The organism is Paenibacillus sp. 2TAB19 (assembly GCF_052115185.1).
GTDB lineage: Bacteria > Bacillota > Bacilli > Paenibacillales > Paenibacillaceae > Pristimantibacillus.
On sequence record NZ_JBFRGE010000004.1, the window covers coordinates 130,594 to 147,987 of the forward strand.

Here is a 17,394-nt window from a genome sequence, read left to right on the forward strand (position 1 = left end):
TCCACGGCAGGAAGCGCTACCCTCCAAAAGGTAGCTAACGGGCAATAGTGTCATTCTAGGCAACTAATTAGTCTTGTACGCGGAACCTCGCCTGTTTAGTTCGATATCAGGCAACTAATCGGGCGGATTTGGTGTTTTTGGCGTGAACCTGCGAATTAGATCGATGAAATGCAACTAATGAGCATGTAACCACCTGTTAGCTGAAATTAGTTCGATGAAAAGACACTACTGGCGGAATAGAGCTGTTTCTCGCCGCATGGCTTTTCACGGTCCACCCGTACGCATCTCCCATTATGCCCCATTCTTTTACAATATCTTAACTATCTATCGCGCTCCCTATTTGTTAGGATAATTCCCAAATGAAAAATAAAGGATAGGGTAGCATGCGAGCGACTTCATTGGAAACGGAAGCTTACAATCAAATCAAGGAGCGGATCGTGCGCGCTGAAGTCATGCCGGGCGTGCTGTTGTCCGAGAATGAGCTGGCAAGCGAGTTAGGCATGAGCCGGACGCCGATCCGGGCTGCGATCGCGATGCTGGAGAAGGAAGGGCATGTCGAGAGCTTCAAAGGACGAGGCGTGCTCGTGAAAGAAATTTCGTTCCGCCAGTTTTGCCAAATGCTCGAAGTGCTTGTATCAATGCAGATGTTCGTCTTGGATATGGCGAAGCAAAGGGAGCTGCATTTCGACGTGGAAGCACTTGGCCTTTACTTGAAACGTCAGGACGTCTCCCGCGAGGAAGGCGACTTTCTAGGCTACTACAATAATTCATTGATGTGCATCGAGACGATATTAAGCGCCATGGGCAATGACTATATGCTTCAAGTGCTTGAATCGTATCGCGGTAAGTTCATCTGCCGGATGGTCACGTTCCGCAAGCAGTTTCCGCAGTTAAAGCCGCAATGGGCCAATGTCATGAACGCCAAAATCTATCAAGCGCTGCAGCGCAAAGACTATGACGGAGCGAAAGCGGCGATCGAGGAAAATTATATGAATACGACGCAGCAGCTTATGCTGAGCGGCGTTATTTAAGAGTGAAGGGTGCCTACGCAGGCATCCTTTTTTGTTTTGTAAAGTTAACATGGTCTTTTACATATCATTTAGACTGCGATAACAATCCACTTACATACAACCTGCATACTGATCTCGGATAGTGATTCTTTCATTGCAAGATCCGAGAGGAGAGAGATTAGTGACAATCGTTCAAGCAATCCGCAATGCAGGTGAAATTTGGTATGACGATGCACGATTCAATACGGACAAGCGTCCGTGGTTCGGCAAGCTGCCGGAGCTGGCAACAGGAGATTTCTCTTTCGCGGTATTGGGAGACCGTTGCGGCATGGCGACAGCGGGCGTATTCGAGAAAGCGCTCGAGGTTGTAGCAGACTTAAAGCCGGATTTCGTCGTTTCGGTCGGCGATTTGATCGAGGGCTACTGGCGCGACGCTGCCGATGCAGAAGCCGAGTGGGAATACATCGATGAAAAAATCAAAGCAACGGAAGTGCCTTTCTTCCACGTTGTCGGCAATCATGATTACGGCAATCAAGTCATGCTGGATGTATGGCGCGATCGCAAGGGCTTCGAATATTACGCATTCCGGGCGGGAGACGCGTTGTTCCTCGTACTCAACACAGAGGATCCGCCGACTGAGCTGTCCGATGAATTTATCGATATTATCAAAAAAGCAACCTACAACGTTCAGAATGATCCGGAACATATGGAAGCGCATATGCAAGCCTTTTACGATGACATCGTAAGCCGCATGTCGCCAGAGCAACTCAAGGAAATGGGACGCATCGACCTAGCGTTCAGCGATGAGCAACTCGCGTTCGCAGAACGCGTGCTCGAAGAGAACAAAGATGTGAAATGGACCTTCATCAGCATGCACAAGCCGGGCTGGAAGTCGGAAGACAAGCGTTACGCCAAGCTGATGGAGCTGCTGGACGGACGTCCGCATACGGTATTCGCCGGACATCTGCACGCCATGGAATATTCCGTAGTCGGCAATGGCGAGCGTATTCAGCTCGGAAGAACGGGCGGCCATGCGCATGGCAACGGACCGGAGAGCGACAACTTGTTCTTATGGGTCAATGTACGTGACGGCAAACCTTCGTACCGCGTCATTCATCTCGACGGCGTACAAGAAATCAACCATTACAAACCGCAAGCACATTCGCATTCTTAAGGAGGCTTATTTATTATGCAACCTATATTCTTCGCACATCTGACCGACACCCATATTAATGTTCCCGGCAAAAATCCGTTATTCGAAATGGACGCAACGAAAAAATTACGCGAAACGTTCGCGGAGCTCGGCAAGCTGAGCCAAAAGCCGGCGTTTGTCGTTATTAGCGGCGATCTTACGCAGGATGGCGACGTAGAGGATTACCGTCATCTTCGCACCGTGCTGGACGAGGAGAAAGCAAAACTTGGCGTACCGGTATATGTTGCCCTGGGCAACCACGATTCCCGCCCGTTTTTCCGCGAAGGATATTTGCAGGAGCTGCCGTCGGAAGAGTCCTACTATTATAGCGTCATGGAAGACAGACTTCGGATCGTTGTACTGAACACGCAAGTTCCCGGCATCCATGGCGGCCGCTTGGATGAAGAGCAGTTGAATTGGCTCCGCGACGTACTTGCAACACCGGCACCGAACGGCACAATCATCGTTCATCACCATCCGGTCGTGCCGACGATGACGCCGATGATGGACAGCCATCTGCTCGACAATCCGCAAGACTTGGCTGCTGCGATCGAAGGAACGGATGTAATCGGTTTGCTGTCGGGTCACATTCACTGCAACAATATCGGCATATTCCAAGGCGTTCCAAGCGCTGCGGCGACCGGCGTCGCATTCGGAATCGAGCCGACGAGCAACGACAGCATGAAGTTCATCGACAACAGCGGCTATAACCTCGTGCTGGTGAAGAACGGGCAAATGGTCGTTCATCCGATGCCGATGGCAGGCGACCAACGAATCGTTTACGAATGGAAGATAGATGCTTCACATGCGCATGCGTAACCAAAGCGCTATGACTTCGAACTGACCGTAAATATATAAGCCCCAGGGGGCCAATAAGGAGATGGAATTAATCATGGCTTACAAAAAAGTAGCTGCTGCTACGCTAGTATCGTTATCTTTGCTGGCAACGGCTTGTGGCGGCAACGCGAGTAATACAGACGGTTCGAACACGAACACGAGCTCGAATGCAAATGCAAATAAGAATTCGGCAAGTGCAGAAAAAGCGGACAATACAGCATCGACCGAACAAGTGACGCTGAAGTTCTATAGCTACAACCTTGCGATTGCCAGCCAGGTTCCGGGTACGGAGAAGCTGATTAAAGAATTCGAGGATGCGCATCCGAACATTAAAATCGATGCCATTCCGGTAGCTTCGACGGATATTAACGCCAAGGTGCAGGCCGATATCGTAGCGGGCACGGCGCCCGATATCGCGCAATTGACGTTCGACGGCCTCGACTTCGCCGTCAACAACTTCAATGCCAAGCCGCTTGAAGATATCGTGTCGGCCGATGAATTACAAAGCAACTTCGAGGGCTTCTCGCCGAACGGCATGAAGCTGGGTCAGTTGAACGGCAAAACATACGGCCTGCCGTTTACGTTCAGTACGCCGGTTCTTTTCTACAATGCGAAGCTGTTCGAAGAAGCGGGACTTGATCCGGCTGTGCCTCCAACGACTTGGGAGCAAGTGAAGGAATACGGTTTGCAGATCGGTGAGAAAACAGGCGTTACCGGCACGCATGTAGGCGGCGCGGCTGGCGGTGACTGGATCATTCAAGCATTGATCGGCAGTAACGGCGGCGCGGCGTTGTCCGAAGACCGCAAAACGATCAAGTTCGGCGAGCCTGAAGCGGTTGGCGCAATCGAGATGTGGCAGGACCTTATTAAGAGCGGGGCGAACAGCAAGCTGAACGACGGCGAAGCGATGGAAGCGTTCAGTCAAGGCAAGCTCGGCATGCTGCTGTTCACGAGCGCGATTCAAAGCTCGTTCGTTGCCGCATCGCAAGCAGGAGGCTGGGAATTGAAGACGGCGAAGATGCCGGCCTTTGGCGACAAACCGACGACGCCGGTCAACTCGGGCAGCGCCTTATTCATTCTGACGGACGACAAAGCGAAGCAGCAAGCGGCATGGGAGTTCTTGAAGTTCGCGACGAGCGAGCGCGGTTATACGATCATTACTTCGGAGATCGGCTACTTGCCGCTTCGTCCGGCTATCGTGGAAGACCCGAACTACTTGAAGGGCTGGGTAGAAGCGAATCCGCTCGTGAAGCCGAACCTGGAGCAGCTTGACTCGCTGAAGCCTTGGGTATCGTATCCGGGCGCGAACTGGAAACAAATCGAAACGATTCTGAATGACTCCGTATCGAAGGCGATCGTGAGCGATGGCGATGTGGCCTCCATTATGCAGGATGCGCAGAAACGCGCCCAATCGCTGATTCAATGAGCTATGATGCTGTAAGCATGACCCGTCATGCAGCAGAAGCGAAGCCGCAAAGCAAGGAACGCAAGTCGTTCCTGCTGCGGCTTGGCCGAATCAAGCCGTACATCTATCTATTGCCGGCTCTTGTTTCGATCGGCTTTTGGATTTATAAGCCGCTGCTGCAGACGTTCCAGCTAAGCGTCTACCAATGGAATTTGCTTCCTACATCGCCGAAGCAGTACGTTGGATTGAAGAACTTCACCAATCTGTTCAACCTGCCCGAGATGGGCATCGCGCTTTGGAATACGCTGATCTACACGGTGGGCATCATTCCATTCTCGCTTATCATTCCGCTTATTATCGCAATCGCAACGGACAATATCGGAAGAAAGGCGAGCAATGTCTATCGCGCGCTCATTTTCTTGCCGATGATCATGGCGCCGGTTGCCGTATCGTCCGTATGGCGCTGGATCATGCATCCGACGAACGGCATATTGAACAAGGCGTTAGTCGACTGGTTTCATCTGTCTGAACCGATCCGGTTCTTCACCGACGAGCATTGGGCGATATGGTCGATTACGTTCATCACAGGCTGGAAGCTGATCGGCTTCAGTACGCTTATATTTTCGGCGGCAATGACGGGTATCAACAAGGAATACATTGAAGCGGCCAAGATTGACCGAGCGAATGGGTTCCAAATCATTTGGCATGTTCTCTTGCCGCTGCTCTCGCCGACGATTCTGTTCATGGCTATGATGAGCACGCTTTTCGCATCGGAAATGAGCTTCTCTTATATTAACGTGCTTACGCAAGGCGGACCTTTCAACACGACGACAAACATATATTACTTGCTGTGGACGTACGGCTTCCAATCGTTCAATATCGGCGCGAGCTCGGCTGCAGCTGTCGTCTTCTTCCTCGGATTCGGCGTGCTTGCTTGGCTGTTCATGAAATTAACGAAAAAGCTGTCGTTCTTCGACAACTAGAGAGGAGGGAACGAAGATGGAGAAGGCTGGACGCAAGGCGGGTTTTTATACGGCTGCTACGGTGAAGCATGCTGCATTGATCGCGCTCGCGCTGCTGGCGGTTTTTCCGCTCTATTGGATGGTCGTAACCTCCTTGAAACCGGAGACCGAAGTGTTCACCTCAAGCTTAATTCCGCTTCATATTACTTTCGATAATTACGTCAAAGCATGGAATGCCATTCCGATGGGTCGCATGCTGGGAAATTCCATGGTCGTGGCTATTATTCAGACAGTTATGCAGCTTTTTACAAGCATATTGGCGGCCTATGCGTTCACTCGCTGGGAATTCCGCGGCAGCAGCTTGATCTACGGATTAATCGCGCTTACATGGCTCGTGCCTTTCCAAGTCATTATGATTCCGAACTATGTCGCRATCAGCGGCTTTGGTTGGCGCGATCATTTGATGGGTCTTATCGTACCTAATATTGCTTCGGCGTTCGCCGTGCTCCAATTGTACAACGCGTTCAAATCGTATCCGAAAACGCTGATCGAAGCCGCAAGGCTGGACGGAGCTTCCGATTGGGGCCTGCTGTGGCGCACGATCATGCCGAATCTGAAGGCTTCGGTCGCTTCGATCGGCATTCTGCTGTTCATCACCTCTTGGAACGATTATTTCTGGCCGCTCCTCGTGACGACGAAGCTGGAAAATACGACGATCCAAAAGGGTCTGCAAATGTTCATCTCCTCCGACGGCAATATGTGGGGAGCGCTTATGGCGGCGACGACGATCGCTAGCTTGCCCGTACTCATCATCTATCTTATGCTGCAACGACAAATTATCGATTCTTTCGTAAAAGGCGGACTGAAATAATGACAACGACAATAGACAGCAACAGCAACAAACGGCTTCTCCAGCTGGAAGGTGCTTATAATGTAAGAGATATCGGCGGTTATGCGACGACTGAAGGGCTATCGGTGCAAAAAGGACGTTTCCTGCGCGCGGACGGACTGCATCGATTAACGGATGACGACCAAGACGCGATTGTGGGAATAGGCGTACGCACCGTAATTGACCTGCGCCATGCTCATGAGCTGGCGCAGAAGCGCAACGTTTTCAACGGCTCGGAGCGCGCTAACTATTACAACATTAGCTTGATTAATCCGGCGACATCGACCAATATGAATATTCGCAGCTTGGGCGACATGTACGTCAATATGCTGGACGAGTGCGGACACCTGCTCCGCGAAGTGTTCGAGCGAATGGCCGAAGCCGAAGGCGACGGCGTGTTGTTCCATTGCGCGGCGGGCAAAGACCGTACTGGCGTCGTCGCAGCCCTGCTGCTTGATCTGGCAGGCGTCGAGCGCTCGGTCATCGTAGCCGATTATGCCGAGACGGAGGTCAATCTCGCGCCGATCATGGATGAGCTGCGCAAGGACCGTCCAGAGCAAATTCCGGCAGAGATGTACGAGCTGTTCCTGGGCAGCGCGCCAAGCAACATGGAGATGATGCTCGACCATCTGCATGGTTCATTCGGCGGCGCGGAAAGTTACTTCGCAAAGATCGGGCTTAGCGATGGGCAAGTGGCAGCTTTGAAACGGATGCTGCTGCAGCCGTAAATCTCAACCTAGCTCACCTTCGTCCACAATTGGGTGTTTGGTTGGATTTCATCCATTCAAACACCCTCTAATTGGCGACAGATCTCGTTTGGCTGGATTTCGTACAGTCAAAAGTGGTCAAATGGACCGAATGAGCTCGATCGCACGCATTTGCCTGTATGTTTTCCAGTTAAAAGTAACTTTCTTCCTAAATCGGCCGTTTTGATTGGATGATTTCCACTCTGGCCACAATTGCTATGGAAGCAGAGCGGCAAGGGATGCTATAATCTTTTCAACACATAAGCGAACGAAGAACGTTCTTGATGCCAATGGCACAGGAACGTTCTTTTTTTGCGTACACGAATTAGTGGAGGGAATAAGCATGAGTTTTGAGAAGGCGCATCAGGCATTCGTAGACGGACATTTGGCCAGCAGGGGCGGAGAACGCAAGGGGAGGCTGGAGAGGGGACACGGTTACGCCGAAAAGCTGTTTTTGCAAAACGTATGGTGGCCGTTATTCGGAAGCTTCGAACATTTGCATCCGGAGTATGAGGTGTACGATTGGAATCGGAAATCGCAATTTCTTGATTTCGCTTTTTTGCCGGCACTTGGCCGTTTGGGCTTGGAATGCGACGGCTTCCAATCCCATGTCAAGGACATGGATCGGCAGAGCTTCAGCTACTCCTAGAACCGAGATTCCTTTCTGACGGGCATGGGATGGAGGATGCTTCACTTTTCGTTTGATGACATTAAGGAACGGCCGGAGGTTTGCCGCATGCTGCTGCAGTTGGCGGTTAGCAGGTCGGTTATGTTGGGAGATCACGCTAAGCCGGCGGTTATTGCGGAGAAAGAGGTTTTGCGGCTTGCCTGGCACTTAGGACGCTCCATTAGACCGATTGATGTTATCAAGGAGATGGATGTGGATTTCCGTACGGCGAGAAAGTGGCTCCAGGCGTTGGTGGCGAAAGGGTGGCTGCATCCGATCAGCAGCGGGCGAGGCGTGCTGTATTACGAGCTGAGGGAAGGCACGCTTGATCTTCTCCTTTCCTGAATAAGCATTTGAGTGGATTTCATCCAATCTAATACGCCATATCGTTCCAGGTCTAAGGTTTGAATGGATTTCGTACAGGCTAATGTGCGCTTATTGGTGGAACGATGGGGAATGTGCGAATTAGGTTGGATGTTTTCCAATCAAATGTAACTTTTTCGCTAGAAGAGGCCGTTTGATTGGACAAAATCCATCCATATGCAAATGGTGCGTCGGGGAAAGGTGCGAATTGGCTCGATAATCGATGCGATTGTACAAATCGTCATTCGTCCATCGAGCGCGCGATAAGCGTTTTGGCGAAATCGTCACTCGGGGTGCGACGAAATCGACATCGGTTTTCGCGTTTTGCTCATATCGGGCGACTGATGGCATCCGCTACGCTGTGTAGGAGAGATGCATCTCACTAAACACAAGCGGAGGTTTAGCCATGAAACGATTGTTAGCAACAACACTCGGCATCGCGGTGCTGGGAACGACGTTAATCGCTTGTTCTTCTAATGGGGGGAACGCAGCAAACGGTAACACCAATACAAATGATTCGGCGAACCAAACACAGAATGCCGCCGAAGCGACAACTTATCCGATTAAGACAGACAAGAAGCTGTCCTACTGGGGAGAAATCAACGGCAACTTGATCGGCGTGAAAGCATCGCACAGCGAAGTTCCTTTCTTCCAAGACTGGCAGAAGCAAACGGGCGTATCGCTCGACTTCACCGCGCCGCCAACCGGCCAAGTGAAAGAAGCGCTTAACGTCATGCTCGCATCCGGCGATCTTCCGGATATGATCGAATTCAACTTCCTGGGCGACTTCCCGGGCGGTCCGGAGAAAGCGATCAACGACGGCTATATTTTGAAGCTGAACGATCTGATCGACAAGTATGCTCCTAACCTGAAAAAGTTCCTGCAAGAAAATCCCGACATCGACAAAATGGTCAAAACCGACAACGGCAGCTACTACGCCTTCCCGTTCATTCGCGGCGACGAGTATCTTCGCGTGTTCCAAGGGCCGATCGTTCGCCAAGACTGGCTTGACGAGCTAGGCCTCCCGGTTCCGGAGACGATCGACGATTGGACGGCTACGCTCACGGCATTCAAGGAGAAGAAAGGCGCAGCGGCGCCGTTCGCGGTCGTCAGCAAGCCGCGTTTCTTCAACGAATCCGGCAACGGCGCGTTCCTCGGCGCATTCGGCGTGACGAGAGGTTTCTATTTGGAAGACGGCGCCGTTAAGTTCGGCCCAGCCGAGAACGGCTACAAAGAATACCTCAGCCTGTTCAGCGATTGGTACAAAAAAGGCTTGATCGATAAAAACATCGCCACCGCCGATTCGAAGGCGCTTGACGGTAATGTCGCCTCCGGCGCAACGGGCGCAACGGTAGGCAATGCCGGCGGCGGAATCGGCAAGTGGCAGCCGCTTGTTGCGGCTAACGATCCAAAGGCCGTGCTCGTCGCAGCTCCTTATCCGGTTCTTAAGAAGGGCGATACGCCGAAGTTCGGTCAGAAGCATAAAGCGTACGCGTCCGAAGGTACCGTTGCCATCACGACTGCAGCGCAAAACCCTGAGCTTGCCGTTCGTATGCTGGACTACGGTTACAGCGAGGAAGGMCGCATGTTCTTCAACTTTGGTACGGAAGGCGTAAGCTACGAAATGAAGGACGGCTACCCGACTTATACCGATCTATTGATGAAAAATCCGGACAAGCTCGCTCCGGCGCAAGCGATCTCGCTTTATGCCCGCGGCAGCTACAACGGTCCGTTCATTCAAGACAAACGTTACGCCGAGCAGTTCTTCGCCCTGCAAACGCAGCGCGACGCGGTGAACATCTGGCAGAAGACGGACGCGGACAAATACAGCTTGCCGCCGATTACGCCTACGCCGGAGGAGAGCACCGAGTTCGCGACGATTATGAACGACGTGAACACGCTCGTGGACGAAATGACGCTCAAAATTATTTTGGGTTCGGATTCCCCGGACCAGTTCGAAAGCTACGTGCAGAAGATGAAGTCGCTTAACTTGGATCGCGCAATCGAAATTCAGACTGCCGCCTTGGAGCGCTACAACAACCGGTAACAGCAAGGTTAGACGTAAAGGAGGGGGCGGGGCGGCGCTGGCCGCCGCCCTCGTCCCATTTTTTGGATCGAGGTGACTAGCTAGTGGTAAAAAGCAGGTTTGTGCGCGATTTTATGCTTAATAAATATTTGTACATCATGATGATTCCCGTTCTTGCCTATTACGTCATCTTTCATTATGCACCGATGTACGGCGCGCTGATCGCATTCAAGGAATATTCGCCGATGAAGGGCATTCTCGGCAGCGACTGGGTCGGGCTTAAGCATTTTTATGATTTCTTCAACAGCTATTACTTTGTTCGCATCCTTAAGAATACAATCGTCATCAGCTTATATTCGCTAATCTTCGAGTTTCCCGCGCCGATTCTGCTCGCGCTGCTCATCAACGAGATTCGCAGCAAGTCGTTCAAGCGCGTCGCCCAGACGATCACGTATATGCCTTACTTCATATCGCTCGTCGTCATCTGCGGGATTATTACCGACTTTACGAATGCTGACGGCATTATCAATAGACTGCTCATGACGCTTGGCTATGACGGGCAGGCGATGCTCCAGAAGCCGGAGCTGTTCCGCCCGATCTACATTTTGTCGGAAATCTGGCAGCGCATCGGTTGGGAGTCGATTATTTATATCGCCGCGCTGATGAGCATCGACCAGGAGCAATACGAAGCGGCAAGAATGGACGGCGCGAGCCGGTTCAAGCAAATTTTCTACATTACGCTGCCCGGCATTATGCCTACGATTGCAATCATGCTCATTCTTCGAATGGGCAACCTGCTCAACGTCGGCTTCGAGAAAATCATATTGCTGTACAATCCGGTCACGTACGAAACGGCCGACGTCATCTCGTCGTTCGTCTACCGGAAGGGGTTGCTGGAGTTCGGCTGGAGCTACAGCTCCGCGGTCGGCTTGTTCAATTCCGTCATTAACCTGATTCTTCTGATTACCGCGAATTATATTAGCCGCAGAGTCAACAAAAGCAGCTTATGGTGAGGTGAGGCAAAATGAAAAAAGATACGAGTCTGCAAGAAAGAGCGTTCGACATCGGCATATACGGCATTCTGAGCTTACTGGTCATCGCTACGCTGTATCCGCTCTTGTACGTGCTGTTCGCGTCGTTCAGCGACGCGGGTCAGCTGATCGTGCACAAGGGCATTCTATGGAAGCCGGAAGGGTTCTCTATTGCCGCCTATAAGAGCGTGTTCGACAATCCAGGCATCATGATCGGCTACAAAAATACGCTGTTTATCCTGTTCTTCGGCCTTATGCTTAATCTGCTCATGACGGCGCTTGGCGCTTACGTGCTGTCGCGGAAGAACGTACTTTGGAACAACGCGTTCATGATCGTCATCGTGTTCACGATGTTTTTCAGCGGCGGCTTGATCCCGCTGTACCTCGTGGTGAAGGGCGTCGGCTTGCTCGACTCGCTATGGTCGACCATCGTGCCGTTCGCAATCAGCACATTCAATCTGATCATTATGCGTACGGCGTTCATGGGCATTCCCGATACGCTGGAGGAGTCGGCGAAGATCGACGGAGCGAACCATTTTACGATCCTATTCCGGATCATCATTCCGCTCTCCATGCCGGTTATCGCCGTTATGATTCTGTATTATGCGGTCGACAAGTGGAACGGATGGTTCTACGCTTCGGTATTCATTAAGAGCCGGGAGCTGTTCCCGCTGCAGCTCGTGCTGCGCGAAATTCTGATCGCGAACTCGACCGACAGCATGTCGGCGGGGGCTTCGGCAGGAGACCGCCATCAGATCGGCGAAACGATTAAATACGCGACGATTATGGTCGCCACCGTGCCGATTCTTTGCGTGTATCCGTTCGTACAACGTTTCTTCGTCAAAGGCGTTATGGTCGGCTCGCTCAAAGGGTAACGGGATTCACGTAGTCCATTAACAAATTGTACGGGGAGAAGGGAGCTTGAACGGGTTATGCATTTGCATTCAACGAGCAATATAACGGATATTCCATCCATCTGGCAAGACATTCAGGCCAAGGTCGATCGGATGATCGCGTTAATCGGCGCGAAGTCGCCGCATATGGCGGGGGCGGACGGCAAATACGACGACCAGCGCATCGACTGGTGGACGTCGGGCTTCTGGCCGGGCCTATTATGGGTCATGCACGAGGTGACTGGCGAAGATCGATATAAAGAATCGGCATGGGAGTGGGACGAGAGGTTGGAGCGCCAGATGCTTCAGCCGAACTCGTTCGACCACGACGTAGGTTTTCACTTCCTGCCGACCGCGGTTGTGAAGCACCGTCTCACTGGCGATGAGGATGCGAAGCGCCGCGCTCTGTTCGCGGCGAACTTCCTGGCCGGCCGATTCAATCTGAACGGCCAATTCATCAGAGCTTGGAACGGCAATATGCATGGCTGGTCCATTATCGATACGAGCATGAATCTGTCGCTGCTGTACTGGGCGTCGCTGGAGAGCGGCGATCCTCGCTTCGCGCAGATCGCGACGGCGCACGCGAATACGGTGCTGAAGCACTTCATCCGCGAGGACGGCTCGGTTCGCCATATCGTCTGCTTCGATCCGCTCACGGGCGAATATGACGAGACGCTCGGCGGCCAAGGCGCCGCGCCCGATTCCGGCTGGAGCCGGGGAGCGGCTTGGGCGCTGTACGGCATGGCGAATACGTATCGCTATACGGGCGATGCCGCCTATCTGCGCGCTTCCCAGCGCGTAGCCCACTATTTCCTCGCGAATCTGCCGGAGGACCATGTTCCGCATTGGGACTTCCGCGCAAGCGAGACGCTGGAAGGCGAGCCGCGCGACAGCTCGGCGGGCGCGATCGCGGCTTCCGGTCTGTTGGAGCTTGCGGGACTGCTCGCCGAGAAGGAAGGACGCGTCTACCGCGAAGCGGCGGAGCGGATGCTCGGCTCGCTTTATGCGATTTATGGCACTTGGGACGACAACGAGCACGAAGCCATTCTGAAGCACGGAACGGGGCATAAGCCGGCGGGGCAGAACGTCGATGTGTCGCTGATCTACGGCGACTACTTCTTCGTTGAGGCGGTCGCGAAGCTGAACGGCTGGAAGCAGCGGGTGTTCTAGTCTAAGCAGCAGAAGAAGCGCGAATAGCTCGAATGGATTTCTCCATTCGGGTTATTTGTGCTGTTATGGCGCTGTTTTGAGGGCGTGTGGACGTTTCGTCAATCGTTTTGAACGTTTTGCGCATTCCTCGTTCCGTGGTCTTTTGGTTATAATAGGGGTCTAATAGGCAACTTGCAGGCGAGGAGACTTAGCTTGAATATTCGAGAGATATGGCAGAAGCGAAAAAGCATTATCGTCACATGGCTCATTTCATATAGCGCTGTTCTGTTCGTTCCCATCCTGATTAGCTTGATCGTTTACTCCCAATCCAGCGCGGCGCTCAGCAGCGAAATTCACCGGGCCAACGATTCGTTGCTGAAGCAGGTCCGCTATACCATCGATAATCAGATCGATCTGATGAAGCGGCTTACAATGGAAATGACGTGGAACGCGAAGCTGCAGACGCTTATGTATTCCAGCCGCTCGGAGGCCGAAGCCCAGTTCGAGGCATACCAGCTGGTGAAAGAATTCCGGATGTACCAGACGTCCTATGCGGCAATCGACGAATTTTACGTGACCTGGGAGCGGGAGGGCGCCGTGCTGCGTTCCGGCAATGTCAGAGACATGGAAACCGCATATTATACCCTGCATCGCACCGGCAAAATGAATTATGAGCAGTGGGTATCGGCCATCGAGCAATCGGAGCACAATCAATTCATGCTTCTTCCGCATCTGGACGCCGCGCCGCCGCAGACGGCGATCGCGTATATTACGCATCTGCCGAAGGACTTGAACGGCAAGGAAGCGGGAACGGTCGTCGTTATGGCCGACACGTCCCGGTTTCTGGATGCGATCGACAACATTTCCGGCTTCAGCGGCGGTTACGTGCTCATTATGAACCGCAACAATGAGGTATTGCTCTCCAACTTGCCGGAGCAGTCGGGTGAAGACGTCATCCTGGACAGCGTCCAAAGCGGCGGGGAAGCGATGCCCGCCTCGATGAAGGCTGGGGATTCGGAAATCTTTTACGTGCAGTCATCGGTATCCGATCTGAAGTATGCGCTCGTCATTCCGAGCAGCATCTACTGGGAAAAAGCGGAGTACGTGCGCAAGTTCACGTTCGTCAGCGTGTTGATCAGCATTATGGGCGCGGGCGTGCTGACGTGGTTTTTCATGCGCCGCAACTATTCGCCGATCCAGCAGCTCGTCAGGCTGTTGTCGGACAAGAACGGGACGGAGGAGCGTACCGAGTGGAACGAACTCAGCTTCATCCAGCGGGCGATCAGCAAGACGAGAAGCGAGAAGGAAACGATCGCGCAGCAGCTGCAATCCCATCAGAATGTATTGCGCTCGAATATGATCAACCGGCTGATGAAGGGGAAGCTGGATTCGCCGATTCCGTACGAGGAAGCGTTCAGGTCGTTCCATATGAAGCTGTTGTCGGATGAGTTTGCCGTTATTTTATTTGTTGTGGAAAATGATGAAAGCCTATACGAGAAGCTGCCGGGCATCGATACGAACGATCGGYGGAAGTTAATCCAGTTTATTATTAGCAACGTTGTCGAAGAGCTGGTATCCGAGCATGGTCATGCCGGCTACGTTGCGGAAATCGACGATATGATGGTTTGTTTGGTAAGCTTATGCGAGGAGAGGGCGGAATTCTACAAGGACGRTTTGCATGCGATCGCAACCGATGCGCAGCGCTTCCTGGTGCGGTACGAGATGGATCTTACCGTATCTGTCGGAGGTAAGCATGCATCCTTGGCCGGTATTGCCGCGGCTTACCGCGAGGCGGTTGATGCGATGGAGTATAAGATGGTACTCGGCAAAAAAGGGATCATTACGTACGACGACATTCGCGTGAATCCCGAGGAAGCGGTACAATTCGGGTATTACTATCCGCTGCAGGCCGAGCAGCAGTTAATTAATCTCATTAAGATTGGCGACTTCGAGCAGGCTTCAGCCTTCATGAATGATATTATGGATCGAAATACGCAGAAACCAATCCTATCGCTTACGCTCGCCAAGTGCTTCATGTTCAACCTGGTCGGTACGATGGTTAAGGCGATTAATGAGCTGGGCGACGGAGAGGGAAGCGTGCTGAGCGACAATCCGCTCTGGATGGACAAGATCATCGCTTGCGACACGATTCAGGAAATGCGGCAGGAGTTGGTGACGCTGCTGAAGAATGTATGCGCATTCGCGTCGGTAAGGATGGAGTCCAATGTTACGATGGAGCGTGCAGAGTCGCTCCGCGAACTGACAGCCGGCGTGCAACGGCATATTGAGCACCATTACGGCGATTCGAATCTGAATGTAAATACGATCGGAGAGCATTTTGACCTGAAGGGCAGTTATTTGTCTAAGCTATTCAAGACGCAGACGGGCGAAGGGCTGCTGGATTATTTGCATAAGCATCGCATCGTACGGGCGAAGGAATGGATGGTCTTGCATCAGGAATCGGTAAGCGATGTTTCGAAGCTGGTTGGCTACAATGACGCGGCGACGTTCATTCGGGTTTTCAAGAAATACGAGGGCATTACGCCGGGCAAATATAAGGAAATGCATGATGGGAAGCGGTTTACGCCGTGAAAGAGGTGAAGGGAAACATGGAACGAAGGTATCGCGCGAGAAGTGTGATCTTGATAATGCTAGTCGTTGCTCTGCTGCTCGCAGCATGCAAGCAGACTGATGACGCGGCGGTTTCGCCTTCGCCTACTTCACAGCCTGCGGGTGACGGAAGTACCCTTACGTATTGGGCGGAGCTGAACGGCAACGCGGCTAGCGTGAAGCCGAGCTTCCAGGACGTCCCTTTCTTCCAAGAGTGGCAGAAGCGTACGGGGGTGAAGCTGCAGTTCATTCAGCCGCCTGCCAATCAAGCGAAGCAGGCCATCAATGTGTTGCTTGCATCGGGGGAACTGCCGGATGTCATCGAGTACGAGTGGGCGAACTTCCCCGGCGGACCGGAGAAGGCGATTAAGGACGGATATATTTTACGGCTTAACGATCTGATCGATCAGTATGCGCCTAACCTGAAGAAGTATCTCGCGAAGCATCCGGAGATCGATAAGCAGATTAAAACGGCCGATGGCAGCTATTACGTCTTTCCTTTTATTCAAGGCGACGTTAGGCTGCGTACGTATCAAGGTCCGATTGTCCGCCAGGATTGGCTGGACGAGCTGGGGCTTCCGCTGCCGAGAACGATCGATCAGTGGCATGACATGCTGGTGGCGTTCAAGGAGAAGAAGGGCATAGAAGCGCCGATGTCATTTCTCGGTACGCCGAACCCATTGTTCGGTATCGAGAACGGCGGGTTCGTTGGAGCGTTCGGCGTTAAGAAAGGGTTCTATCTGGACGGCGAAGGTAAGGTGAAGTTCGGACCCATAGAGGCGGGCTATAAGCAGTTTCTAGCTTTGTTCCGGCAGTGGTATGCGGAAGGGCTGCTCGATAAGAACATGGCTACCGTCGATACGAAGACGCTGGACGCCAGCATGATTACCGGACGGAGCGGCGCTACGATCTGGAATGCGGGCGCGGGCATCGGCACATGGACGCCGATCGTCAGAGAGCTTGACGAGAAGGCGAGCTTCGTGCCCGCGCCGTATCCGGTGCTGCATGATGGCGAACGCCCGAAATTCGGCCAGCGCGTCTATTCTTATATGAGCAGCGGAGGAGTTGCCATCTATGCCAAGAGCGACAAGGCGGTGGAAGCCGTCCGCATGCTGGACTACGGTTACGGTCCTGAAGGGCATCTGCTCTTCAACTTCGGTATCGAAGGCGTCAGTTATACGATGGAAGGCGACAAGCCGACGTATACGGACCTTATTCTCCGCAACCCGGACAAGCTTGCGCCGGCCCAGGCGCTTGCGATGTACAGCCGGGCCAGCTACTTCGGACCCTTCGTGCAGGATGTGCAATACTTGGAGCAGTATTATATGATGAAGGAACAGAAAGACGCGATGGTAGTTTGGTCAGATACGGATGCGGATAAATATATGCTTCCTCCTGTTCAGAAAACCGAGCGGGAGAACGCGGAGCTGTCGGCCATTATGCAGGACGTTACGACGCTCGTCGACGAAATGTCGCTCCGCATCATTCTGGGAACCGAGCCGGTCGAGGCCTATGACGATTTGGTTTCCCAAGTCAAAGCGCTTGGCATTGATCGGGCAATTGCAATCCAAGAGGCTGCTTTGAAACGGTATAACTCGCAATAGAAGAGCGACA

Annotated in this window: 15 protein-coding genes; all 15 read left to right on the plus strand. The window is 52.7% G+C overall.

Annotation, left to right across the window (positions count from 1 at the left end; genetic code table 11):
- Nucleotides 1-383: 383 nt before the first annotated feature.
- The 15 genes from AB4Z33_RS03100 (at nucleotide 384) to AB4Z33_RS03170 (ending at nucleotide 17,384) form a co-directional block, all read left to right on the plus strand.
- Nucleotides 384-1,031 (plus strand): GntR family transcriptional regulator, encoded by a 648-nt coding sequence (locus tag AB4Z33_RS03100; RefSeq protein WP_442048492.1) that lies wholly within the window; start codon nucleotides 384-386, stop codon nucleotides 1,029-1,031.
- A 160-nt stretch (nucleotides 1,032-1,191) separates the two neighbouring features.
- Complete coding sequence (locus tag AB4Z33_RS03105) at nucleotides 1,192-2,184, plus strand: metallophosphoesterase family protein (RefSeq protein WP_442048493.1); 993 nt, start codon at nucleotides 1,192-1,194, stop codon at nucleotides 2,182-2,184.
- Between the two features lie 15 nt (nucleotides 2,185-2,199).
- Nucleotides 2,200-3,021 carry a metallophosphoesterase family protein gene (locus AB4Z33_RS03110; RefSeq protein ID WP_442048494.1) on the plus strand — a complete coding sequence of 274 codons (822 nt, stop codon included), beginning with the start codon at nucleotides 2,200-2,202 and terminating at the stop codon, nucleotides 3,019-3,021.
- A 61-nt stretch (nucleotides 3,022-3,082) separates the two neighbouring features.
- Nucleotides 3,083-4,465: an ABC transporter substrate-binding protein gene (locus AB4Z33_RS03115; RefSeq protein ID WP_442048495.1), complete on the plus strand. Its 1,383-nt coding sequence runs from the start codon at nucleotides 3,083-3,085 to the stop codon at nucleotides 4,463-4,465.
- A 17-nt stretch (nucleotides 4,466-4,482) separates the two neighbouring features.
- A complete protein-coding gene (locus AB4Z33_RS03120; protein ID WP_442048496.1) occupies nucleotides 4,483-5,427 on the plus strand; it encodes a carbohydrate ABC transporter permease in 945 nt (314 codons plus the stop codon).
- Between the two features lie 16 nt (nucleotides 5,428-5,443).
- Nucleotides 5,444-6,277 (plus strand): carbohydrate ABC transporter permease, encoded by an 834-nt coding sequence (locus AB4Z33_RS03125; RefSeq protein ID WP_337104150.1) that lies wholly within the window; start codon nucleotides 5,444-5,446, stop codon nucleotides 6,275-6,277.
- The gene (locus AB4Z33_RS03130) at nucleotides 6,277-7,023 is read left to right on the plus strand and encodes a tyrosine-protein phosphatase (RefSeq protein ID WP_442048497.1); all 747 of its coding nucleotides are present in this window, start codon (nucleotides 6,277-6,279) and stop codon (nucleotides 7,021-7,023) included. Before AB4Z33_RS03125 ends, AB4Z33_RS03130 begins: the two co-directional genes overlap by 1 nt.
- A 361-nt stretch (nucleotides 7,024-7,384) precedes the next feature.
- Nucleotides 7,385-7,690 carry a hypothetical protein gene (locus AB4Z33_RS03135; protein ID WP_442048498.1) on the plus strand — a complete coding sequence of 102 codons (306 nt, stop codon included), beginning with the start codon at nucleotides 7,385-7,387 and terminating at the stop codon, nucleotides 7,688-7,690.
- 87 nt (nucleotides 7,691-7,777) lie between these two features.
- The gene (locus AB4Z33_RS03140; protein WP_442048499.1) at nucleotides 7,778-8,053 is read left to right on the plus strand and encodes a hypothetical protein; all 276 of its coding nucleotides are present in this window, start codon (nucleotides 7,778-7,780) and stop codon (nucleotides 8,051-8,053) included.
- A 424-nt stretch (nucleotides 8,054-8,477) separates the two neighbouring features.
- A complete protein-coding gene (locus AB4Z33_RS03145; RefSeq protein ID WP_442048500.1) occupies nucleotides 8,478-10,118 on the plus strand; it encodes an extracellular solute-binding protein in 1,641 nt (546 codons plus the stop codon).
- Between the two features lie 113 nt (nucleotides 10,119-10,231).
- Entirely contained in the window at nucleotides 10,232-11,110 is an 879-nt protein-coding gene (locus AB4Z33_RS03150; protein ID WP_442048531.1) for an ABC transporter permease, read from the plus strand.
- 11 nt (nucleotides 11,111-11,121) lie between these two features.
- Nucleotides 11,122-12,003, plus strand: coding sequence for a carbohydrate ABC transporter permease (locus tag AB4Z33_RS03155; RefSeq protein ID WP_442048501.1), 882 nt, complete (start codon nucleotides 11,122-11,124; stop codon nucleotides 12,001-12,003).
- A gap of 57 nt (nucleotides 12,004-12,060) precedes the next feature.
- Complete coding sequence (locus AB4Z33_RS03160) at nucleotides 12,061-13,191, plus strand: glycoside hydrolase family 88 protein (RefSeq protein ID WP_442048502.1); 1,131 nt, start codon at nucleotides 12,061-12,063, stop codon at nucleotides 13,189-13,191.
- Between the two features lie 192 nt (nucleotides 13,192-13,383).
- A complete protein-coding gene (locus tag AB4Z33_RS03165) occupies nucleotides 13,384-15,762 on the plus strand; it encodes a helix-turn-helix domain-containing protein (protein ID WP_442048503.1) in 2,379 nt (792 codons plus the stop codon).
- Nucleotides 15,763-15,806: 44 nt separating this feature from the next.
- The gene (locus AB4Z33_RS03170; protein WP_442048504.1) at nucleotides 15,807-17,384 is read left to right on the plus strand and encodes an extracellular solute-binding protein; all 1,578 of its coding nucleotides are present in this window, start codon (nucleotides 15,807-15,809) and stop codon (nucleotides 17,382-17,384) included.
- The last annotated feature ends 10 nt before the right edge of the window (nucleotides 17,385-17,394 follow it).